The 21,529-nt window shown below is 66.1% G+C and carries 19 protein-coding genes and 2 tRNA genes; 17 read left to right on the top strand and 4 right to left on the bottom strand.

Going from position 1 to position 21,529, the window contains the following annotated elements:
* Nucleotides 1-138: 138 nt before the first annotated feature.
* From IHD13_RS13810 to dctP, 3 genes are all read right to left on the bottom strand, one after another.
* Nucleotides 139-1,458: a TRAP transporter large permease gene (locus IHD13_RS13810; protein ID WP_195861618.1), complete on the bottom strand. Its 1,320-nt coding sequence runs from the start codon at nt 1,456-1,458 to the stop codon at nt 139-141.
* Nucleotides 1,459-1,547: 89 nt separating this feature from the next.
* Nucleotides 1,548-2,093, bottom strand: a complete 546-nt coding sequence (locus tag IHD13_RS13805; protein ID WP_195861617.1) for a TRAP transporter small permease subunit — start codon at nt 2,091-2,093, stop codon at nt 1,548-1,550.
* Entirely contained in the window at nt 2,086-3,105 is a 1,020-nt protein-coding gene (gene dctP / locus IHD13_RS13800) for a TRAP transporter substrate-binding protein DctP (RefSeq protein WP_195861616.1), read from the bottom strand. The genes IHD13_RS13805 and dctP overlap by 8 nt, the downstream gene beginning before the upstream one ends.
* Nucleotides 3,106-3,453: 348 nt before the next feature.
* Here dctP and IHD13_RS13795 point away from each other — a divergent pair, with 348 nt between their 5' ends.
* The 7 genes from IHD13_RS13795 to greA all read left to right on the top strand — a co-directional run bounded on the left by IHD13_RS13795 (nt 3,454) and on the right by greA (nt 12,133).
* On the top strand, nt 3,454-4,707 hold the full coding sequence (locus tag IHD13_RS13795) for an NAD(P)/FAD-dependent oxidoreductase (protein WP_195861615.1): 1,254 nt from the start codon (nt 3,454-3,456) through the stop codon (nt 4,705-4,707).
* A gap of 71 nt (nt 4,708-4,778) precedes the next feature.
* Nucleotides 4,779-5,060, top strand: a complete 282-nt coding sequence (locus IHD13_RS13790) for a DUF2218 domain-containing protein (RefSeq protein WP_195861614.1) — start codon at nt 4,779-4,781, stop codon at nt 5,058-5,060.
* On the top strand, nt 5,048-5,950 hold the full coding sequence (locus IHD13_RS13785; protein ID WP_230086321.1) for a DMT family transporter: 903 nt from the start codon (nt 5,048-5,050) through the stop codon (nt 5,948-5,950). The genes IHD13_RS13790 and IHD13_RS13785 overlap by 13 nt, the downstream gene beginning before the upstream one ends.
* A 65-nt stretch (nt 5,951-6,015) precedes the next feature.
* The gene (gene dapB / locus IHD13_RS13780; protein ID WP_195861613.1) at nt 6,016-6,825 is read left to right on the top strand and encodes a 4-hydroxy-tetrahydrodipicolinate reductase; all 810 of its coding nucleotides are present in this window, start codon (nt 6,016-6,018) and stop codon (nt 6,823-6,825) included.
* Between the two features lie 368 nt (nt 6,826-7,193).
* Entirely contained in the window at nt 7,194-8,339 is a 1,146-nt protein-coding gene (gene carA, locus IHD13_RS13775) for a glutamine-hydrolyzing carbamoyl-phosphate synthase small subunit (RefSeq protein ID WP_195861612.1), read from the top strand.
* A gap of 90 nt (nt 8,340-8,429) precedes the next feature.
* On the top strand, nt 8,430-11,660 hold the full coding sequence (gene carB / locus IHD13_RS13770; protein ID WP_195861611.1) for a carbamoyl-phosphate synthase large subunit: 3,231 nt from the start codon (nt 8,430-8,432) through the stop codon (nt 11,658-11,660).
* On the top strand, nt 11,657-12,133 hold the full coding sequence (greA, locus tag IHD13_RS13765; protein ID WP_195861610.1) for a transcription elongation factor GreA: 477 nt from the start codon (nt 11,657-11,659) through the stop codon (nt 12,131-12,133). The genes carB and greA overlap by 4 nt, the downstream gene beginning before the upstream one ends.
* A gap of 124 nt (nt 12,134-12,257) precedes the next feature.
* Here greA and yhbY read toward each other — a convergent pair whose 3' ends face one another.
* Nucleotides 12,258-12,584: a ribosome assembly RNA-binding protein YhbY gene (gene yhbY, locus IHD13_RS13760; RefSeq protein WP_195861609.1), complete on the bottom strand. Its 327-nt coding sequence runs from the start codon at nt 12,582-12,584 to the stop codon at nt 12,258-12,260.
* A 129-nt stretch (nt 12,585-12,713) separates the two neighbouring features.
* Here yhbY and rlmE point away from each other — a divergent pair, with 129 nt between their 5' ends.
* From rlmE to nusA, 10 genes are all read left to right on the top strand, one after another.
* Complete coding sequence (gene rlmE, locus IHD13_RS13755) at nt 12,714-13,373, top strand: 23S rRNA (uridine(2552)-2'-O)-methyltransferase RlmE (protein WP_195861608.1); 660 nt, start codon at nt 12,714-12,716, stop codon at nt 13,371-13,373.
* Between the two features lie 155 nt (nt 13,374-13,528).
* A complete protein-coding gene (ftsH, locus tag IHD13_RS13750; RefSeq protein ID WP_195861607.1) occupies nt 13,529-15,514 on the top strand; it encodes an ATP-dependent zinc metalloprotease FtsH in 1,986 nt (661 codons plus the stop codon).
* Nucleotides 15,515-15,633: 119 nt separating this feature from the next.
* Nucleotides 15,634-16,497 carry a dihydropteroate synthase gene (gene folP, locus IHD13_RS13745; protein ID WP_195861606.1) on the top strand — a complete coding sequence of 288 codons (864 nt, stop codon included), beginning with the start codon at nt 15,634-15,636 and terminating at the stop codon, nt 16,495-16,497.
* A complete protein-coding gene (gene glmM / locus IHD13_RS13740) occupies nt 16,494-17,840 on the top strand; it encodes a phosphoglucosamine mutase (RefSeq protein ID WP_195861605.1) in 1,347 nt (448 codons plus the stop codon). The genes folP and glmM overlap by 4 nt, the downstream gene beginning before the upstream one ends.
* A gap of 86 nt (nt 17,841-17,926) precedes the next feature.
* Nucleotides 17,927-18,676, top strand: a complete 750-nt coding sequence (gene tpiA, locus IHD13_RS13735) for a triose-phosphate isomerase (RefSeq protein ID WP_195861604.1) — start codon at nt 17,927-17,929, stop codon at nt 18,674-18,676.
* Between the two features lie 10 nt (nt 18,677-18,686).
* On the top strand, nt 18,687-19,046 hold the full coding sequence (secG, locus tag IHD13_RS13730; protein WP_195861633.1) for a preprotein translocase subunit SecG: 360 nt from the start codon (nt 18,687-18,689) through the stop codon (nt 19,044-19,046).
* Between the two features lie 27 nt (nt 19,047-19,073).
* Nucleotides 19,074-19,160 (top strand) — tRNA-Leu (locus IHD13_RS13725).
* Nucleotides 19,161-19,258: 98 nt separating this feature from the next.
* Nucleotides 19,259-19,335, top strand: a tRNA-Met gene (locus tag IHD13_RS13720).
* A gap of 194 nt (nt 19,336-19,529) precedes the next feature.
* On the top strand, nt 19,530-19,991 hold the full coding sequence (gene rimP, locus IHD13_RS13715) for a ribosome maturation factor RimP (protein WP_195861603.1): 462 nt from the start codon (nt 19,530-19,532) through the stop codon (nt 19,989-19,991).
* 27 nt (nt 19,992-20,018) lie between these two features.
* Entirely contained in the window at nt 20,019-21,512 is a 1,494-nt protein-coding gene (gene nusA, locus IHD13_RS13710) for a transcription termination factor NusA (RefSeq protein ID WP_195861602.1), read from the top strand.
* Nucleotides 21,513-21,529 lie beyond the last annotated feature (17 nt).

Raw genomic sequence — 21,529 nt, 5'->3', positions numbered from 1 at the left:
GTCGTCTTCCTTTATCGCCTTTTGTGAATTCAAGCCCAGCCTAGCATGGCGGCCCTGGGGAGGCGCCGCGCAGACAAAAAACCCCCTCCGAGGAGGGGGCGGAAAGCGCAGCCGGTGGTGCCGGGTGGCGTGGCGGGGCTAGAAAAGCCGCTCCGGTAGCCACAGGGCGATGCTCGGGAAGAGAATGATCAGGGCCAAGCCGAGGATCTGCAGGCCCACGAAGGGCAGGGCCGAGCGGTAGATATCGACGATGGTGATCGATTTTGGCGCCACCGAGCGCATGTAGAAGAGGTTGTAGCCGAAGGGTGGCGTCAGGTAGGCGGACTGCATGCTGAGGATGAACAGTACCGCGAACCAGGTGGTATCGAAGCCCAGTTCCCGGACGATGGGCACATAGAGGGGAATGGTGATGAAGAGGATGGCGAAGTCATCCAGGAACATCCCCAGCAGGAAGAAGCTCAGCACCATGATGATGATCACCGTATAGGGCGAGAGCGCGAAGTCCTCGATGATCTCGCTGATGATCATGCCGGCGCCCAGGCCCATGTAGATACGGCTGAAGAAGACCGCGGCAATCGCGATCCACAGCAGCATGCCGGTGATCTTGGTGGTATTGAGCATCACATAGCGCAGCAGGCCCCAGTTGAGCTTGCCGCGCAGGGTGGCGATCAGCAGGGCGCCGCCGGCTCCCACTGCGGAGGCCTCGGAGGGGGAGGTGACCCCGCCGATGATGCAGCCCAGCACGGTCACCACCAGCAGCCCCGGGGCGATCACATGGCGCAGGGAGGTGAGCTTCTGCTTGAGGGTGAAGCGCTCCTCCGGCGGCGCCCCCGGGCCCAGCTCCGGGTTGAGGCGGCAGCGGATCAGGATATAGGCCATGTAGATGGCCGCCAGCATCAGCCCCGGCATCAGGCCGGCGGCGAACAGCTTGCCCACCGACTCCCGGGCCAGGAAGGCGTAGACGATCATCAGCACGCTGGGCGGGATCAGAAAGCCCAGGGCGCCGCCGGCCATGATGGTGCCGGTGACCAGGCGCTTGTGATAGCCGCGCTTGAGCATGGCGGGCAGGGCGATGATGCCCAGGCTGACGGTGGCGGCGCCGGAGACGCCGGCCATGGCGGCGATCAGGGCGCAGATCAGCACCGTGCCGACCCCCAGGCCACCGGGCACGCTGCCCATCAGCCGGTGGATCATCTCGAAGAGATCATCGGTGATGCCCGAGCGCTCCAGCACCAGGCCCATGAAGATGAATAGTGGCAGTGAGACCAGCAGGAAGTTGTCCATGGCGCTGAACGCCGAGGCCAGCAGCAGGTCCAGCCCGCCAGGCCCGAACATCAGGTAGGCACTGCCCATGCCGGAGATCATCAGCGCCCATGCCAGGGGGGCGCCCATTGCCATCAACACCAGCATGGAGAAGAACATGATGGCGGTAATCGTGAGGGGCTCGAAGCCAGCCATAGGAAAGCCCTTTGCAAGACGGGCCCGATTGGGGCCGTCGAATGTATTTCTATCCCTGTCGCGATGCGGGGGTCTCGACGAATCCGACCTCAGGCCGTCTCGCTGGCCTCATCATCCCTGGGGTCGTGGTAGCGCACCCCGGCCACGCGCAGTGCGGCACGCACCAGCTCGGCCAGGCACTGCAGGATCAGCAGGCCCACGGCCAGCGGAATGGTGGCCTTGATCGGCCAGAGGGGCGGACGCCAGACGCTGCGGTTGGAGAATTCGCCGATGCTCCAGGAGTGGTAGGCGAAGTCCACCGCCATGCGGAAGAAGACCGCCAGCACCAGGATGCCCAGGGCGAAGATCACCAGGTCGCAGAAGGCCTGTACACGGTAGGGGAGCAGTCGATAGATCACGTCGCTGCGGACGTGGCCGTGGTGACGGAGGGTATAGCTGCCCGCCAGGATACTCAGCGCCCCGAAGAACATGGTCGACAGCTCATGCCCCCAGACGGTGGGGGCATTGAGGATATAGCGCGCCACGACTTCGTAGAGCAGAACGCCGATGATGCCCAGCGTCAGCCAGGAAGTGGCCCTTCCGACCCAGTCGGAAAGGCCATCCTGCACCCTCAAATAGCGGGTGACTTTACTCACTCAGACGTCCTTGCTCGATGGCGTTGTTGATCAGGATCTCGATGGCCTGGGCGTTGCGCTCGGACTTCTCGGCCTCGGCTTCCCAGATCGGCAGGGCGGCCTCGGCCAGGCGGTTGGACTCTTCCTGCGGCAGCACGGCGAATTCGAACAGCTCGCCTTCATCGATGATGCGCTGGTTGCCCTCTTCCAGCCACTGGTGCACGTCCAGCAGGTACTGGTCGATGGCGCCGGTCAGGATCTCCTGCTGCTCCTCGGAGAGGCGCTCCCAGGTGTTGGGGTTGATCAGGGCGTTCTCGGTCCAGCCCGGGTTGAGCAGGTTGATGTCGGTGTAGTGGCCGGCCACTTCGTGCAGCTTGAGCTGCTCGTATTCCACCGGGCCGCCGTAGACGGCGCCGTCGATCACCCCGGTGGAGAGGGCCACGTAGAGCTCCTGGCCGGGCAGGAAGACGGTGGGAATATTGAACGGCTCCAGTACGGCGGCGATGGAGCTGGTGGCGCGGATGCGCATGGAGCGCAGGTCTTCCAGGCTGGTCACCGGCTCGCGGGTGATCAGGCCATAGTCGCTACCGAAGCCGCGGCCGATCAGCTTGACGCCACGCTCTTCATAGGCGGCGGCGACCAGCGCTTCGAGGCCCTGGTTCTCGAAGATATCGCGGGCCTCTTCGGCGTTCACCCAGGCGCCCGGCAGGCCGCCCTCGATGGTGCCGATCCCGACGGTGCCCGGCCAGTAGCTGCCGACGCCGTGGGCGATATCGATGGTGCCACGGGAGACCGCATCGACGAACTGGTCGCTGTCGACGAGCTCACCGGCGCGGAAGAACTGGATGCGGATGGAGCCGTCGCTGGCCTCATTGACCCGGTCGCGCAGGTCGCGGGCGATATCGTCGACCTCGGTGCCGTAGAAGGTGTGCATGCGCAGGCGCACGGTATCGGCATAGACGGCATGACTGGCGACGATGGAGGCGGCCACTGAGGTGGCCAGGGCGCCTTTGATGAAAGTGGAGAGCTTCATGGGACCTCGTTGCGATGCAGTTTAGAAATTATAGGTTGTCATCGATGGCCGGCCGGGGACCGGCCTGTCAGACTGCGCTTTGAGTAAATCACACGGGTGATGAATATTCCATACGCATCCCTTCAACGTTAGGATAATATCTACATTTATATTGTTTGTGGCCTAACTAACTTTTTATCAAAATATTCGTTGCCTTGTGCCGATGCGACCCGGTCGCCGGGGGAGTCATTGCCCGCCGCCGGGTGGCTGTCTAGAGTGTAGCCATCGCGCCGCTCCGGCCGGGCGCACGCCTTTTTTCATGCTCGTGGTCTCTCTTCCACGGGCCCCTGCTAGCAAGGAACCGCAGGCATGACTCGCGAGACCCTGGTTCTCGGCGCCGGCATGGTCGGCACCTCCATCGCTTATCATCTCGCCCAGCGGGGGCGCTCGGTCACCCTGGTCGATCGCCGAGCGCCGGGGGAGGAGACCTCCTTCGGCAACGCCGGCATCATCCAGCGCGAGGCGGTGTTTCCTCACGCCTTTCCCCGTGACCTGGGCACCCTGCTGCGGGTGTTGCCCAATCGCAGCATCGATATCCGCTATCGCCTCAAGGGCATGGCCGCCGCCGCCGGGCCGCTCTTCCAGTACTGGCGCCGCTCGGCGCCGGCCAGCTACCGGCGGATCGTGCCGGAATACGCCTCCCTGATCATGCGCTCCACCGAAGAGCATCAGCGCCTGATCGATGCCGCCGGGGCCGAGGCGCTGATCAGCAGGAAAGGCTGGTTCGATGCCTTCCGCAGTCAGAAGCATCTGGACGCCTTCTGTGGCGAGGCCGAGGAGGCCGCCCAGCGCTTCGGGGTCGGCTATCGGACCCGGACCCCTGCCGAGCTCAAGGCGCAGGAGCCGCACCTGGCCGCCGAGGCCTTCGTGGGTGCCATCGAGTGGACCAATAGCTGGACGGTGCTGGATCCGGGCGGCCTGGTGCAGGCCTATGCCCGGGCCTTTGAGGCCGCCGGCGGACGCTTCCAGCAAGGCGAGGTGCGACAGGTGGCCAAGACCGCCAATGGCTGGCGCCTGGATCTCGCCGACGGCAGCCTGGAGGCGGAAGAGCTGGTGTTGGCGGCGGGCCCCTGGAGTGGCGACTGGCTGGGGCAGCTGGGCTACCGCCTGCCGCTCTTCCCCAAGCGTGGCTACCATATGCACTACGCCGGCGAGGGCGAGGCGCGATTGAATCACTGGCTGATGGATTTCGACGCCGGCTACCTCCTGGCGCCGATGCGTGCCGGGGTACGCCTGACCACCGGCGCCGAGCTGACCACCCGGGACGCGCCGGCGCGCCACGAGCAACTGGCGGCGGCGGAGAAGGTGGCGCGTCGACTCTTCCCCCTGGGGCCGCGCCAGGATGCCGCCCCCTGGGTGGGCAATCGCCCCTGCATGCCCGACATGAAGCCGGTGATCGGCCCGGCGCCCCGCCACAAGGGCCTCTGGTTCGCCTTCGGGCATGGTCACCAGGGCTTTACCCTGGGCCCCGTCACCGGGCGGCTGCTGGGCGAGATGATGGATGACGAGGAGCCGGCGGTGCCCATGGCGCCCTTCCGGGCCGAGCGCTTCGCCGGCGTCTGAGCGTCGGGGGTGGCGTCCCGGCGGGCCGCGTCTTAGTCTAGAGGCGTTGAGTCCACTGCCAGGAGGCCGCCATGCCCATTTCCCGCGCCGTGATCGCTACCGACTCCGGGGCCCGATTGATCAACCGCCTCTGCAAGCACTGGGCGCATAAGCTCGAGGTGGCCCAGGAGGAGGGCCAGGGGCGGGTCACCTTCGAGGAGGGGGCCTGCCTGATGCGTGCCGATGACGAGGCCCTGACCGTCGCCATCGAGGCCCTGGACGAGGAGGCGCTGGATCGCCTGGAGGGGGTGGTGGCCAGTCATCTCGAGCGCATGGCTGGCAAGGAGCCCCTGGATATCGTTTGGGAGAACTGAGTCGCGCCCACCTGGGCATGTTGCTCTGGGCCCTGTTGGTGGGGCTCTCCTTTCCGGTGGTGGGCCTGCTCGCCGAGCTGCCGCCCCTGCTATTGACCGCTTTGCGCTTCCTGGTCGCCTGTGTCGCCCTGGGCTGGCTGGTGCGAGGCGAGGTGGCCTTCCTGCCCCGCGGCCGGCAGTGGTGGCTCTATGGCCTGCTGGGCGCCTGCCTGGCGGGGTTCTTCGGGGCCATGTTCTGGGCCGCCCACCACGCGACGGCCCTGGCCATGGCCACCCTCTTCGTCAGCGTGCCCCTGCTCGCCTATCTGATCGGCCTGCCGTTCGGCGTGGAGCGCCTGGGCCGGTGGCTGCCCGCGACCCTGGCCCTGGGGGCGCTGGGTGCCCTGGGGCTGGCCCTGGCCGAGGCGCGGGGTGAGGCCTCGGGGCTGGCCTTCGGGCGCGGCGAGGCGGTCTTCTTCCTGGGCTGTGTCGCCTCGGCCTGCTATCCGGTGCTCAGCAAGTGGGGGCTGTCGCGGGGCTGGTTGCCCGAGTCGGCGGCGCTGCGTACCTTCTGGAGCCTGGCCTGCGGGGCCCTGCTGGTGGGGGTGGCAGGACTGCTCCTGGAGTCACCGGTGCGCCTGGCCGGCCTGGCCTGGCGGGATGCCCTGCTGATCGTCTACCTGGGGCTGGGCTCCAGCGCCCTGACCTTCTGGCTGCTGCAGCGGGCCACCGCCGTGCTGAGCCCGGCCGGCGTCACCGCCTATGGCTACCTGGTGCCCTTCGTCTCCATGCTGCTGCTCTTCGTGCAGTCGCCATCACGGATCGACTGGGCCTGGTTGCCGGGTAGCCTGCTGGTGCTGCTGGCCATGGGCCTGCTGTTTCGCCAGGGGCGCCGGGAGCAGAGAGGCTGAGGGCGGCCCGGGGCCCTGCTATACTGGCGCCCACTTCACCCAGCCGTCACCTTTCAGGAGTCCACATGACCCGTATCGCCATCGTCGGTGTCGCCGGCCGCATGGGCCGCACCCTGGTCAATGCCGTGCAGCAGGATCCCCAGGCCAGCCTGGCCGGGGGCAGCGTCGAGCCGGGCAGTTCCCTGGTGGGGGCCGACCTGGGCGAGCTGGCCGGCCTGGGCAAGCTGGGCATCGCCGCGGTGGACTCCCTGGACGCCATCGTCGACGACTTCGATGTGCTGATCGACTTCACCGCACCGCGGGTGACCCTGGGCAACCTGGCTTTCTGCGCCGAGCATGGCAAGCGCCTGGTGGTCGGCACCACCGGCCTGGACGACGGTGAGCTGGCCGAGCTGGACGCCTACCGGGATCGGGTGCCCTTCGTCTTCGCCCCCAATATGAGCGTGGGCGTCAACCTGACCCTCAAGCTGCTGCAGACCGCCGCCAGGGCCCTGGGCGACGAGGGCTACGATATCGAGGTGGTGGAGGCCCATCATCGCCACAAGGTGGATGCCCCCTCCGGCACCGCCCTGAAGATGGGCGAGGTGGTGGCCGAGTCCCTGGGGCGCACCCTCAAGGAGCACGGCGTCTTCGAGCGGGTCGGGCAGTGTGGCCCGCGCAGCGACAAGGAGATCGGCTTCGCTACCCTGCGTGCCGGGGATATCGTCGGCGAGCACACCGTGATGTTCGCCACCGAGGGCGAGCGCATCGAGATCACCCACAAGGCGTCGAGCCGCATGACCTTCGCCAAGGGCGCGGTGCGGGCCGCCCGCTGGGTCGCGGAGCGTCCGGCCGGTCGCTACGATATGCAGGATGTGCTGGGTCTGGCGGACTAAGCGCGGCGCGGGTAGGTCGGATAAGCCGCAGGCGCATCCGACACGCCCGGGTTTGCCGTGCTGGCCTGTTGGATGCGCTCGCCTTCGGCTCGCTTATCCAACCTACGCTGGCAGGCGGGGGTGGCGAGCCTGCGGCGAATCCTGTAATATTCCAAAAATTTTGGCCGGGCGCTGCGAGAATCTGTCCCGCAGAGGCGTGTCGAGGCGGCCCAAGGGCATGGAATAATGCTAAAAAGCGGGATGAAACCGGTCTTATCGGCTTTCGTCCCGCTTTTTTACGACTCGAATCAGGCGCCCACCAGCGATCACTTTGTCGGTTATCGAGACCGCCTTCCTGGCCGGTCTCACGAGCATGGGAGGAAGTTGCGTTGAACAGACCCGCGATATTGGCCTTGGAAGATGGTAGCGTTTTCCATGGGTCTGCCATCGGAGCCGATGGCCTGACCAGCGGTGAGGTGGTGTTCAATACGGCCATGACCGGCTACCAGGAAATCCTCACCGATCCCTCCTACTCCCGACAGATCGTCACCCTGACCTACCCCCATATCGGCAATACCGGCGTCAATGCCGAGGACGTGGAGTCCGATGCCATCGCCGCCGCCGGCCTGGTGATCCGTGACCTGCCCCTGCTGGCCAGCAGCTTCCGCTCCGAGCAGTCCCTGGATGCCTACCTCAAGGGCCAGAACATCCTCGGTATCGCCGATATCGATACCCGTCGGCTGACCCGTATCCTGCGCGACAAGGGCTCCCAGAACGGCGCCATCCTGGCCGGCGACCTGGCCTCCGGCGAGGACGCCGTGGCCCGTGCCCTGGAGGCCGCCCGCGCCTTCCCGGGCCTCAAGGGCATGGACCTGGCCAAGGAAGTGACCTGCCGGCACGCTTACGAGTGGAGCGAGGGCGAGTGGACCCTGGGCGAGGGCTACGCCGACGCCGCCAACCGCGAGCGCCCCTACCATGTGGTGGCCTACGACTACGGCGTCAAGCGCAACATCCTGCGCATGCTGGCCTCCCGCGGCTGCCGCCTCACCGTGGTGCCGGCCCAGACCCCGGCCGCCGAGGTGCTGGCCATGAACCCGGACGGCATCTTCCTCTCCAACGGTCCCGGCGACCCCGAGCCCTGCGACTACGCCATCCGCGCGATCCAGGAGATCCTCGAGAGCGAGATCCCGGTGTTCGGCATCTGCCTGGGGCACCAGTTGCTGGCCCTGGCCAGCGGCGCCAAGACCGTGAAGATGAGCCATGGCCACCACGGTGCCAACCACCCGGTGCAGGACCTCGACAGCGGCCAGGTGATGATCACCAGCCAGAACCACGGCTTCGCCGCCGACGAGGCGAGTCTGCCCGGCACCCTGCGCGCCACCCATCGCTCGCTCTTCGATGGCACCCTGCAGGGCATCGAGCGCACCGATCGTCCGGCCTTCAGCTTCCAGGGGCACCCGGAAGCCAGTCCCGGGCCGCGTGACGTGGCGCCGCTGTTCGACCGCTTTATCGAGATGATCCAGGCGCGCCGATAATCGCCCGACCGCCACCGAGATGATCCGGGCGCGCCGTCAATCGCCCGTCCGTCGATCCTCGTTCATCACCCTTTTTCTGCGGGAAGCACCATGCCCAAGCGTACAGACATCCAAAGCATCCTGATCATCGGCGCCGGCCCCATCGTCATCGGCCAGGCCTGCGAATTCGACTACTCCGGCGCCCAGGCCTGCAAGGCGCTGCGCGAGGAGGGCTACCGGGTCATCCTGGTGAACTCCAACCCGGCCACCATCATGACCGACCCGGCCATGGCCGATGCCACCTATATCGAGCCGATCACCTGGCAGGCGGTGGAGAAGATCATCGAGGCCGAGAAGCCCGATGCCATCCTGCCCACCATGGGTGGCCAGACCGCGCTCAATTGCGCCCTCGACCTGGACAAGCACGGCGTGCTCGAGAAGCACGGCGTGGAGATGATCGGCGCCAACGCCGACGCCATCAACAAGGCCGAGGACCGGGACCTCTTCGACAAGGCGATGAAGAACATCGGCCTGGCGTGTCCCAAGGCCAAGGTCGCGCATACCATGGACGAGGCCTGGGAGATCCAGGCCGAGCTGGGCTTCCCGACCATCATTCGCCCCTCCTACACCATGGGCGGCTCCGGTGGCGGCGTGGCCTACAACAAGGAAGAGTTCGAGGAGATCTGTACCCGTGGCTTCGAGCTCTCCAACAACCATGAGCTGCTGATCGACGAGTCGCTGCTGGGCTGGAAGGAGTACGAGATGGAGGTCGTTCGTGACAAGAACGACAACTGCATCATCGTCTGTGCCATCGAGAACTTCGACCCCATGGGCGTGCACACCGGCGACTCCATCACCGTGGCCCCGGCCCAGACGCTGACCGACAAGGAATACCAGATCATGCGCGACGCCTCCCTGGCGGTGCTGCGCGAGATCGGCGTCGAGACCGGCGGCTCCAACGTCCAGTTCGGCGTGGACCCCAAGACCGGTCGCGTGGTGGTCATCGAGATGAACCCGCGGGTCAGCCGCTCCTCGGCCCTGGCCTCCAAGGCCACCGGCTTCCCGATCGCCAAGATCGCCGCCAAGCTGGCCGTCGGCTACACCCTGGACGAGCTGCAGAACGACATCACCGGTGGGCGCACCCCGGCCTCCTTCGAGCCGTCCATCGACTACGTGGTCACCAAGATTCCGCGCTTCACCTTCGAGAAGTTCCCCCAGGCCAACGACCGCCTGACCACCCAGATGAAGTCGGTGGGCGAGGTGATGGCCATCGGCCGCACCTTCCAGGAGTCGCTGCACAAGGCGCTGCGTGGCCTGGAGACCGGCAACGACGGCCTCGACCCCATCGTCACCGACTTCACCACCGAGGGCATGGCGCAGATCAAGGGTGAGCTGCAGGCCGCCGGCGCCGAACGCATCTTCTTTGTCGCCGATGCCATGCGCAGCGGCATGAGTGTCGACGAGATCTTCGCCCTGACCAAGATCGATCCCTGGTTCCTGGTGCAGATCGAGGACCTGGTCAAGACCGAGGCCGACCTGGCCACCCGCTCGCTCTCCGAGCTGGATGCCGGGGCCCTGCTGCGCCTCAAGCGCAAGGGCTTCTCTGATGCCCGCCTGGCCCGCCTGTTGGGCGTCTCCGAGAAGGAGTTCCGCAAGACCCGCCAGAAGGCCGGTATCCGCCCGGTCTACAAGCGCGTCGACACCTGTGCGGCGGAGTTTGCCTCCGACACCGCCTACATGTACTCCACCTACGAGGAGGAGTGCGAGGCGGAGGTCTCCGACCGCCAGAAGATCATGGTGCTGGGCGGTGGCCCCAACCGCATCGGCCAGGGCATCGAGTTCGACTACTGCTGCGTCCATGCCGCCTTCGCCATGCGCGACGACGGCTACGAGACCATCATGGTCAACTGCAACCCGGAGACCGTCTCCACCGACTACGACACCAGTGATCGCCTCTACTTCGAGCCGGTGACCCTGGAGGACGTGCTGGAGATCGCCGACAAGGAGAAGCCGGTCGGCGTCATCGTGCAGTTCGGCGGCCAGACCCCGCTGAAGCTGGCCCGGGAGCTGGAGGCCGCCGGCGTGCCGATCATCGGTACCACCCCGGACGCCATCGACCGTGCCGAGGATCGCGAGCGTTTCCAGCAGATGATCGAGAAACTGGGGCTCAAGCAGCCGCCCAACGCCACCGCGCGCAGTTTCGACGAGGCCTTCGCCAAGGCCGAGGCGATCGGTTACCCGCTGGTGGTGCGTCCCAGCTACGTGCTCGGCGGTCGCGCCATGGAGATCGTCTACGACGCCTCCGAGCTCGAGAACTACATGACCCACGCGGTCAAGGTCTCCAACGACTCGCCGGTGCTGCTCGACCACTTCCTCAATGCCGCCATCGAGATCGATATCGACGCCGTCTCCGACGGCCAGCAGGTGGTGATCGGCGGCATCATGCAGCATATCGAACAGGCCGGCGTGCACTCCGGTGACTCCGCCTGCTCGCTGCCGCCTTACTCGCTGCCCGCCGAGGTGCAGGACGAGATGCGCGAGCAGGTCAAGCGCATGGCGGTGGAGCTGGGCGTCAAGGGCCTGATGAACGTGCAGCTGGCCTGGCAGGATGGCGAGATCTACGTCATCGAGGTCAACCCCCGCGCCTCGCGCACTGTGCCCTTCGTCTCCAAGTGCATCGGTACCTCCCTGGCCCAGATCGCCGCCCGCTGCATGGCCGGCACCACCCTGGCCGAGCAGGGCTTCGAGGCCGAGATCGTGCCGCCCTTCTACAGCGTCAAGGAGGCGGTCTTCCCGTTCAACAAGTTCCCCGGGGTCGACCCCATCCTGTCGCCGGAGATGAAATCCACCGGCGAGGTGATGGGCTCCGGCGAGACCTTCGCCGAGGCCTTCTTCAAGGCCCAGTTGGGCGCCAACGAGCCGATGCCGGGCCTCAATGGCCAGCGACTGGCCTTCCTCTCGGTGCGCGAGCCGGACAAGGCCGCCATCGTCGAGGTGGCCCAATCTCTGCTAGCATTGGGTTTCTCCCTTTGCGCCACCCGCGGCACCGCCGCCGCCCTCGAGGCGGCCGGTATCCAGGTGTCGGTGGTCAACAAGGTCTATGAGGGACGGCCGCATATCGTCGATATGCTCAAGAACGACGACGTGGCCTATATCGTCAACACCACCGAGGGGCGTCAGGCCATCAACGACTCCTCGATCATCCGCCGCACCGCCCTTTCCCACAAGGTGCCCTACGCCACCACCCTGGCCGGGGCCCGCGCCGTTTGCATGGCGCTGGAGTACGGCAACCAGATTACCGTGCGGCGGCTTCAGGAATTGCATGCAGGAGCCAGTCAATGAACAAGGTCCCGATGACCGTGGCAGGCGAGCAGCGCCTGCGGGACGAGCTGGATCAGCTCAAGAGCGTCGAACGGCCGAAGGTGATCGCTGCCATTGCCGAGGCTCGTGAACACGGCGATCTCAAGGAGAACGCCGAGTACCACGCGGCCCGCGAGCAGCAGGGCTTTATCGAGGGGCGCATCAAGGAGATCGAGGGCAAGCTCGGCAGCGCCCAGGTGATCGATGTCACCAAGCTGCCCAAGACCGGTAAGGTGATCTTCGGCGTCACCGTGGGGCTGCTCAACCTCGATACCGACGAGGAGGTGACCTACCGCATCGTCGGCGAGGACGAGGCGGACATCAAGGCGGGGCGCATCTCGGTGACCTCGCCCATCGCCCGGGCCCTCATCGGCAAGGAAGAGGGTGACGTGGTGCTGGTCAAGACCCCCGGCGGCGACGTGGAGTACGAGATCGCCGGCGTCGAACACCTCTGACCCAAGCTCGAAGCCTTAAGCTGGAAGCTTGAAGAAAAACACCCCCGCTGCCATGGCAGCGGGGGTGTTTCGTCTCTACGGCTGGTAAGTCATGCAGCTTCCAGCTGGCACGAAGCGCGGCGCGTCAGTGTCGCCCGTGGTGGTTCTCGAAGCGCTTGATGTTGGATAGCTTGGGGTTGGCCTTGGGGTTCTTGCGGTAGAGCAGGGCCATCTTGCCGATGGTCTGCACCAGTTCGGCGCCGCTGGTCGCCACCAGCTCCTCGATCATGGCGGCGCGGTCGTCCCGCTCGGGCAGGGCCAGCTTGACCTTGATCAGCTCGTGATCCGCCAGCGCCCGGTCCAGCTCGGCCAGGACGCCCTCGGAGATGCCGTTCTCGGAGAGGGTGACCACGGGGTTGAGGTGGTGGCCGATGCTGCGAAATGCTTTCTTTTGTGCCTGTGACAAGCTCATGGTATCTTGAGATTTCCGGTTGCGCTGAACCCGTCATGGTAAGGCGAAAGCCGCCGCGGTGAAAGCCTCCCGTCGGCGTCCTCCGGCCCCGCATTCCGTGTGGCGAACTCACGACCCCCAGGTGCTGCAGTGACATCTCCTTCCCGCTCCCGCAAGTCTGCTTCCCCGCGCCCGGCCAGCAAGTCCAGTGCCGGTTGGCTCAAGGAACACTTCGATGATCAGTATGTGCAGCGCTCCTGGCAGGATGGCTACCGCAGCCGGGCCAGCTACAAGCTGCTGGCGCTGGACGAGAAGGACAAGCTGTTCACCCCGGGAATGACGGTGATCGACCTGGGCGCGGCCCCTGGCGGCTGGAGTCAGGTGGCCGCCGAGAAGGTCGGCGCCAAGGGGCTGGTGATCGCCTCCGACATCCTCGAGATGGATGCCCTGGCCGGGGTCGAGTTCATCCAGGGCGACTTCACCGAGGAGGCCGCCCTGGAGGCGATCCTCGCCACCCTGGGCGAGCGCCCGGTGGACCTGGTGATGTCCGATATGGCGCCCAACATGAGTGGCATGGCCGCCATCGACCAGCCCCAGGCGATGTACCTGGTGGAGCTGGCGCTGGACCTGGCCCGCCAGACCCTGAGACCCGGCGGGCGCTTCTTGGCCAAGGTCTTCCAGGGAGAAGGTTTCGATGCCTATCTGAAGGAGCTGCGCGGCAGCTTCGCTCGGGTAGTGACCCGCAAGCCGGAGGCCTCCCGGGCGCGTTCCCGCGAGGTCTACCTGCTGGCGGAAGATTTCCGAGGCTAGGGCGGCGACGATAGCCTCTTTCTACCGAGGCGATAGCCAGACAGCGCGGCGCGATTTGTGTCACTGTCCCCCTTGGGGTGGTTGAACGCCCGCGGCTGCTGTAATGTCAAACGCCTAGCCGGTACGCAGATCGATTTAGCAATGAGGGTGTTCCCTTGAATGATATGGCGAAGAACCTGATCCTGTGGTTGGTCATCGCGGCAGTCCTGCTGACGGTGTTCAACAACTTCAGTGTCGACAGCTCACCCCAGGCGATGAACTACTCCCAGTTCGTCCAGCAGGTGCAGAACCAGCAGGTACGTAGCGTCACCATCGATGGCTACACCATCACCGGTGAGCGCGCCGACGGCTCCTCCTTTACCACCATCCGCCCGGCGGCGGAGGATCCCAAGCTGATCGATGATCTGCTCTCCAACAACGTCACCGTGGTGGGCAAGGAGCCGCAGCAGCAGAGCCTGTGGACGCGCTTGCTGGTGGCCAGTTTCCCGATCCTGATCATCCTGGCGATCTTCCTCTTCTTCATGCGTCAGATGCAGGGCGGCGGGGCCGGCAAGGGCGGGCCCATGAGCTTCGGCAAGTCCAAGGCCAAGCTGCTCTCCCAGGACCAGATCAAGACCACCTTCGCCGACGTGGCCGGCTGTGACGAGGCCAAGGAGGAGGTCGAGGAGCTGGTCGACTTCCTGCGCGACCCCTCCAAGTTCCAGCGCCTGGGCGGCACCATCCCCCGCGGCGTGCTGATGGTGGGGCCGCCGGGCACCGGCAAGACGTTGCTGGCGAAGTCCATCGCCGGCGAGGCCAAGGTGCCGTTCTTCTCCATCTCCGGTTCCGACTTCGTCGAGATGTTCGTCGGCGTGGGGGCTTCGCGGGTCCGCGATATGTTCGAGCAGGCCAAGAAGCAGGCGCCCTGCATCATCTTCATCGACGAGATCGATGCCGTGGGCCGCTCCCGTGGCGTCGGCATGGGCGGCGGCAACGACGAGCGCGAGCAGACCCTCAACCAGCTGCTGGTGGAGATGGACGGCTTCGAGGCCAACGAGGGCATCATCGTCATCGCCGCCACCAACCGTCCCGACGTGCTCGACCCGGCGCTGCTGCGCCCGGGCCGCTTCGACCGCCAGGTCACCGTGGGCCTGCCGGATATCCGTGGCCGCGAGCATATCCTCAATGTGCACCTGCGCAAGGTGCCCCTGGCCGATGACGTCAAGCCGTCGCTGATCGCCCGCGGTACCCCGGGCTTCTCCGGTGCCGATCTGGCCAACCTGGTCAACGAGGCGGCGCTGTTCGCCGCGCGCCGCAACAAGCGCCTGGTGGGCATGGACGAGCTGGAGCTGGCCAAGGACAAGATCATGATGGGGGCCGAGCGCAAGTCCATGGTGATGTCCGAGAAGGAGAAGCTGAACACCGCTTATCACGAGTCTGGCCACGCCATCATCGGCCTGGTGATGCCGGAGCACGACCCGGTCTACAAGGTCACCATCATTCCCCGCGGCCGCGCCCTGGGGGTGACCATGTTCCTGCCGGAGGAGGACCGCTACAGCCTCTCCCGCCGGCAGATCATCAGCCAGATCTGCTCGCTGTTCGGTGGACGTATCGCCGAGGAGATGACCCTGGGGCCGGATGGGGTGACCACGGGGGCGTCGAACGATATCAAGCGCGCCACCGAATTGGCCCATAACATGGTCGCCAAGTGGGGCCTTTCCGATGAACTCGGACCGATCATGTACGACGAGGACGAGTCCCACCAGTTCCTCGGCGCGCCGGGCCAGGGCGGCGGCAAGTTCAAGTCCGGCGAGACCACCTCCAGACTCGACAAGGAAGTGCGTCGGATCATCGACGAATGCTACGCCAAGGCCAAGCAGATCCTCGAGGAGAACCGCGACAAGCTGGACGCCATGGCCGAGGCGCTGATGAAGTACGAGACCATCGACGCCGACCAGCTCAAGGACATCATGGAGGGGCGCGACCCGCGTCCGCCGGAGGGCTGGGACGATCAGGGCGGCGGTGGTGCCGGGGTGACTCCGGACGCCGAGGCCAAGCCGGAAGGCTCCCAGGCGCCCGAGGCCGATGACGGCGATGACGAGGAGGATGACGAGCCGCGCCGCCGGCCCTCGGATCCCCTCGGCGGTCCCGCCGGCCAGTAAGCCACAGCAGGCGCCCCTCGGGGCGCCTGTGTCGTCTGTGTCGGTCGCCTTGCATGGCGCGCGGCGGCTGATTAGAGTAGTTGCCCTCCCTTTCTTGCCCATCTCGTCAGGATCCGCCCATGAGCGACGGACAACCCGCGCCCCTGTTGCACTGCGGCCGCCACCGGCTCGATCTCTCCTATCCCCGGGTCATGGGGATTCTCAATGTCACCCCCGACTCCTTCTCCGACGGTGGTCGCCATGTGGCCCTGGACGATGCCCTGCGCCATGCCGAGCAGATGCTCGCCGAGGGGGCCGCCATCATCGACGTGGGCGGCGAGTCGACGCGTCCTGGCGCCGCCCCGGTGACCCCCCAGCAGGAGCTGGATCGGGTCGCCCCGGTGGTGGAGCTCCTGGTACGTGAACTGGATGCCCTGGTGTCGGTGGATACCAGCAGCCCCGAGGTGATGCGCGAGAGTGCCTCCCTGGGCGCGGGCATGATCAACGACGTGCGCGCCCTGCGCCGCGATGGGGCCCTGCAGGCGGCGGCCCATAGCGGCCTGCCGGTGTGCCTGATGCATATGCTCGGCGAGCCCGGCGACATGCAGGTGGCGCCCCATTACGAGGGGCCGGTGGAGGAGGCGGTGGCCGACTTCCTCGAGGCCCGGGTGGCCGCCTGCCTGGCGGCGGGCCTGCGCCGCGAGCGACTGCTGCTCGACCCGGGTTTCGGCTTCGCCAAGACGGTGGAGCATAACCTGCGCCTGCTGCACCGCATGGAGCGACTCCAGGCGCTGGACTTGCCGTTGCTGGTCGGCATGTCCCGCAAGAGCATGATCGGCAAGGTGCTGGAGCGCCCCGTCGAGGAGCGCCTGCCCGGTGGCCTGGCCCTGACGGCCCTGGCCGTGGAGCGGGGCGCACGAATCCTGCGTGTCCATGATGTGGGGCCCAGCGTGGATGTCATCAATATGACCTGGGCCGTACTCCAGGAGGGATGTGACTCATGAGTCGACGCTATTTCGGCACGGACGGGATCCGTGGCACCGTGGGAGAGTTTCCCATCACCCCCGACTTCATGCTCAAGCTGGGCTGGGCCACCGGCCGGGTGCTGGCCCGCCAGGGGCGCACCAAGGTGCTGATCGGCAAGGATACCCGGATCTCCGGTTACCTCTTCGAGTCGGCCCTGGAGGCAGGGCTCTCCGCCGCCGGCGTCGATGTCTCCCTGCTGGGGCCCATGCCGACCCCGGGCATCGCCTACCTGACCCGCACCTTCCGCGCCGATGCGGGGATCGTCATCTCCGCCTCCCATAACCCCTTCGCCGACAACGGCATCAAGTTCTTCTCCGCCGAGGGGGTCAAGCTGGATGACGCCATCGAGGCGCGCATCGAGGCGGAGCTCGACGAGCCGCTGACCACGGTGGCCGCCGCCGAACTGGGCAAGGCGGTGCGCATCAACGACGCCCCCGGCCGCTATATCGAGTTCTGCAAGTCGACCATCCCCGACCGCCTCAGCCTGCACGGCATGAAGATCGTCCTCGATTGCGCCCACGGGGCCACCTACCATATCGCCCCCAGCGTCTTCCGCGAGCTGGGCGCCGAGGTGAGCCTGATCGGTGCCGAGCCGGATGGCCTCAACATCAACCGGGAGGTGGGCTCCACCCACCCGGCGGCGCTGCGTGCCGCGGTGATCCAGCGCGGCGCCGACCTGGGCATCGCCTTCGACGGCGACGGTGACCGGGTGCTGCTGGTGGACGCCGACGGTCGCGAGGTGGATGGCGACGACATCCTCTACCTGATCGCCCGGGATCGCCACGCGCGGGGCGAGCTGGGCGGTGGGGTGGTGGGCACCCTGATGACCAACTTCGGTCTCGAGCTGGCCTTCGCGCGTCTGGGGATTCCCTTCGAGCGGGCCAAGGTGGGCGACCGTTACGTGATGGAGCGCCTGGCCGCCAATGGCTGGCAGCTGGGTGGCGAGTCTTCCGGGCACCTGGTCTGCGGCCATGTGCAGACCACCGGCGACGGCATCGTCGCCGCCCTCCAGGCGGTGGCCATCATGGTCCGTGAGGGGCAGCCCCTGGCGCGGCTGCTGGCCGGGCTGGAGAAGGTGCCCCAGGCGCTGGTCAATGTGCGCCTGACCCCCGGCAGCGACGCCAAGGCGCTGATGGCGACCCCGGCGCTGCAGGAGGCGGTGGCCGCCGTGGAGGCGGAGCTCGGCGACGAGGGGCGGGTGCTGCTGCGCCCCTCCGGCACCGAACCGCTGATCCGGGTCATGGTGGAGGGGCGCGCCCACTTCGATGTGGAGGCCCTGGCCGAGCGCATCGCCGGCGATGTGCGTGCCCTGATGGCCTGAGTCGACGGCCCGAGGTTGTCAGCCTGCGGTTGTCATGCTAGGGCCGCTCCTATACCATTTCGCTCCACCTTGAACGAGGACAGTCTATGCGTACGCCGCTGATTGCCGGCAACTGGAAGATGAATGGCTCGGCCGATCTGGTCGGGGCGTTCGGTCGTGCCTTTGCCGAGGCCGAGCTGCCGGATGGACTCGAGGTGGTGATCTTTCCGCCGTTTCCCTACCTGGAGTCGGCGCGGCGTGCCTTTGCCGGGACGCCTATCGATCTCGGGGCCCAGACCCTGAATCCGCTCCATTCCGGTGCCCATACCGGTGAGGTCAGCGGGCGTATGCTGTGTGAATTCGGCGTGCGTTATGCCCTGGTGGGCCACTCCGAGCGTCGTCAGCTCTACCGGGAGAGCGACGAGCAGGTCTATGATCGTCTGCTGGCCGCCCTGAGTGTCGACCTGGTGCCGGTGCTCTGCGTGGGGGAGACCCTCGAGGAGCGCGATGCCGGTCGTACCATGGAAGTGGTGCTGCGTCAGGTGGGCTTCGTGATGTCGCGCCTCGAGCCCGAGCAGCGCTCCCGCGTGGTGATCGCCTACGAGCCGGTGTGGGCGATCGGTACCGGCCGCACCGCCACGCCGGAACAGGCCCAGGAGGTGATGGCCGCCATTCGCGACTATCAGGCGAGCTTCGATGCCGAGCTCGCTAGCGCCATGCGGTTGCTCTATGGCGGCAGCATGAATGCGGGCAATGCCGCCGAGCTGCTTTCCCAACCCGATATCGACGGCGGCCTGGTGGGCGGTGCCTCGCTCAAGGTCGACGATTTCCTAGCCATCTGTCAGTCAGCAGGTTGAAACCATGCAAGTGCAAGTTGCCATTCTGATGATCCACGTGGCGATCGCCATCGCCCTGGTCGCTCTTATCCTGCTGCAGCAGGGCAAGGGGGCCGAAGCCGGTGCCGCCTTCGGTGGCGGTGCCTCCCAGACCGTGTTCGGCTCCCGGGGAACCGGGGGCTTCCTGGCCAAGCTGACCGCGGTGCTGGCGGCGACCTTCTTCGCCACCTCCCTGGCCCTGGCGTACTTTGCCAGTCAGGCGGGGCAGGCGCCGGAGGCCGGGATTCCCGATGCGCGCCTGATCGAACAGCAAAATTCCGTGCCGACCCTTGACGAAGGCACGCAAAGTCTGGATAATTCAGCGCCAGTGCTCGAGGAGGCAGGCGAGTAAGCCTGTCCTGAAATGCACTCCCCTGATGCCGAAGTGGTGGAATTGGTAGACACGCTATCTTGAGGGGGTAGTGGCCTTACGGCCGTGCGGGTTCAAGTCCCGCCTTCGGCACCATTCGAAAGCGCAGGTTGCGCTTTCCGCAAGATCAGCACCCAGGCGACGTAATGGCTTGACTCGAAAGCAACCATTACCTATACTCGCCGACCTGTAGATGCGGGGTGGAGCAGTCTGGTAGCTCGTCGGGCTCATAACCCGAAGGTCATCGGTTCAAATCCGGTCCCCGCTACCATTTTGGCGAGACGGCCAATCTGGTGTGAAAGGTTTCTTGTAAAAGGCCCCTTCCAGTGAAGGGGCTTTTTGTTAGCCGCTCATCCACTTGGCCGTCTAGTTGACAGCCTGTCTTGGCAGCACGCCCATCGGTCACCTAGCTTATCTTTCGCTCCTGGCCAGGTGCCTGATGCAACGGCTGTAGGAGTCTTCGTCGTGGCAATCAAGGACTCAGCGCTCAAGGCGCTCATCGAACCGGTGGTGACCGCCATGGGCTTCGAGCTCTGGGGAGTCGACCATCTTTCCCAGGGCAAGCATTCCCGTCTGGTGATCTATATCGATGGCCCCGAAGGGGTCACGGTGGACGACTGCGCGGCCATCAGCCGTCAGGTCAGCGCCATCTTCGATGTGGAGGACCCGATCCCCGGCGAATACCGCCTCGAGGTCTCCTCCCCGGGGATGGACCGGCCCCTCTTTACCCTCGATCATTATGCGCGCTACCGCGGACATACGGTGGCGCTCAAGCTGCGCCTGGCCTTCGAGGGGCGGCGCAAGTTTCAGGGCCTCCTGGCCGGCGTCGAGGGCGACGAGGTGTTGTTGCAACTCGATGGCGAGGAGTACTGCTTTCCCATCGACAGCATCGAGCAGGCGCGCATCGTGCCGCGGTTCGATGACTAAGGACAGGTTTATTGGCGAGGCTATGGCATGAGCAAAGAGATTCTGGCGGTCGTTGACGCCATCTCCAACGAAAAGGGCGTGCCGCGCGAAGTGATCTTCGAGGCGGTGGAGGCGGCGCTGGCGAGTGCGTCCCGCAAGCGCTTCGAGGACCAGGAAGTCAATGTCCGGGTCAAGATCAATCGCGTGACCGGCGAATACGAGACCTTCCGTCGCTGGGAGGTGCTCGACGACGACGACTTCGAGAACCCCGATGCCGAGATCAAGCTCAGCTATGCCGAGCGGCGGGACCCGCCCCTGGGCCTGGGCGACGTGGTGGAGGAGAAGATCGAGAACGCCGCCTTCGGCCGTATCGCCGCCCAGACCGCCAAGCAGGTGATCGTGCAGAAGGTGCGCGAGGCGGAGCGGGCCGAGGTGGTGCGCCTCTACGCCGACCGCGAAGGCGAGCTGGTCTCCGGGATCGTCAAGAAGACCACCCGCGACGGCCTGATCGTCGACCTGGGCGACAATGCCGAGGCCTTCCTGCCGCGGGGCGAGATGATCCCCGGCGAGCGCTACCGCATGAACGAGCGGGTCCGCGCGGTGCTGATGAAGGTGGACCCGGAGGCCCGCGGCTCCCAGCTGATCCTCTCGCGCACCTGCCCGGAGCTGATCATCGAGCTGTTCAAGATCGAGGTGCCGGAGATCGCCGAGCAGCTCATCGAGATCAAGGGCGCCGCCCGCGATCCGGGCTCCCGGGCCAAGATCGCCGTCAAGACCAACGACCGCCGCATCGATCCGGTGGGGGCCTGCGTGGGCATGCGCGGCTCCCGGGTCCAGGCGGTCTCCACCGAGCTGCAGAACGAGCGGGTCGATATCATCCTCTGGGATGACAACCCGGCGCAGCTGGTGATCAATGCCATGGCCCCGGCCGACGTGGCCTCCATCCTGGTGGACGAAGAGTCCGGTGCCATGGATGTGGCCGTGGCCGAGGACAACCTGGCCCAGGCCATCGGCCGCAGCGGCCAGAACGTGCGCCTGGCCTCGGAACTCACCGGCTGGCGGCTCAACGTCATGACCGAGGAAGAGGCCGAGGGCAAGCGCGAACAGGAGATCGACAGCCTGGTGGAGTACTTCATCCAGCACCTGGAGATCGATGAGGACCTCGCCCGCCTGCTGGTGGAAGAGGGCTTCACCACCCTGGAAGAGATTGCCTATGTGCCCGCCGAAGAGATGCTCGAGATCGAGGAACTCGATGAGGACCTGGTCGAGGAGCTGCGGGCGCGGGCCAAGGATGAGCTGTTGAACCTGGCCATTGCCTCCGAGGAGGAGCTCGACGGTGCCCAGCCTGCCGAAGACTTGCTGGCGATGGAGGGCATGGAACGTCATCTGGCCTTTATCCTGGCCAGCCGGGGTATCGTCACGATGGAGGATCTGGCCGAGCAGTCCGTCGACGACCTGGCGGACATCGACGAGTTGGATGAAGAGCGCGCAGCGGCACTGATCATGACTGCCCGTGCGCCATGGTTCGAGAGCGAACAGTAAACAGGTCACGGGCTCAG

Origin of the sequence: Halomonas sp. 328, from assembly GCF_015645095.1 — a bacterium.
Classification (GTDB): Bacteria; Pseudomonadota; Gammaproteobacteria; order Pseudomonadales; family Halomonadaceae; genus Bisbaumannia.
This window is presented reverse-complemented; position numbering and strand designations above follow the sequence as displayed.

Excerpts from the sequence above, each read along its gene's own strand:
- nusA (WP_195861602.1), top strand. The coding sequence starts at position 20,019 with ATGAGCAAAGAGATTCTGGCGGTCGTTGACGCCATCTCCAACGAAAAG.
- dctP (WP_195861616.1), bottom strand. The coding sequence starts at position 3,105 with ATGAAGCTCTCCACTTTCATCAAAGGCGCCCTGGCCACCTCAGTGGCC.
- carB (WP_195861611.1), top strand. The coding sequence starts at position 8,430 with ATGCCCAAGCGTACAGACATCCAAAGCATCCTGATCATCGGCGCCGGC.
- greA (WP_195861610.1), top strand. The coding sequence starts at position 11,657 with ATGAACAAGGTCCCGATGACCGTGGCAGGCGAGCAGCGCCTGCGGGAC.
- glmM (WP_195861605.1), top strand. The coding sequence starts at position 16,494 with ATGAGTCGACGCTATTTCGGCACGGACGGGATCCGTGGCACCGTGGGA.
- IHD13_RS13810 (WP_195861618.1), bottom strand. The coding sequence starts at position 1,458 with ATGGCTGGCTTCGAGCCCCTCACGATTACCGCCATCATGTTCTTCTCC.
- tpiA (WP_195861604.1), top strand. The coding sequence starts at position 17,927 with ATGCGTACGCCGCTGATTGCCGGCAACTGGAAGATGAATGGCTCGGCC.
- dapB (WP_195861613.1), top strand. The coding sequence starts at position 6,016 with ATGACCCGTATCGCCATCGTCGGTGTCGCCGGCCGCATGGGCCGCACC.
- yhbY (WP_195861609.1), bottom strand. The coding sequence starts at position 12,584 with ATGAGCTTGTCACAGGCACAAAAGAAAGCATTTCGCAGCATCGGCCAC.
- IHD13_RS13795 (WP_195861615.1), top strand. The coding sequence starts at position 3,454 with ATGACTCGCGAGACCCTGGTTCTCGGCGCCGGCATGGTCGGCACCTCC.
- IHD13_RS13790 (WP_195861614.1), top strand. The coding sequence starts at position 4,779 with ATGCCCATTTCCCGCGCCGTGATCGCTACCGACTCCGGGGCCCGATTG.
- folP (WP_195861606.1), top strand. The coding sequence starts at position 15,634 with ATGAGCGACGGACAACCCGCGCCCCTGTTGCACTGCGGCCGCCACCGG.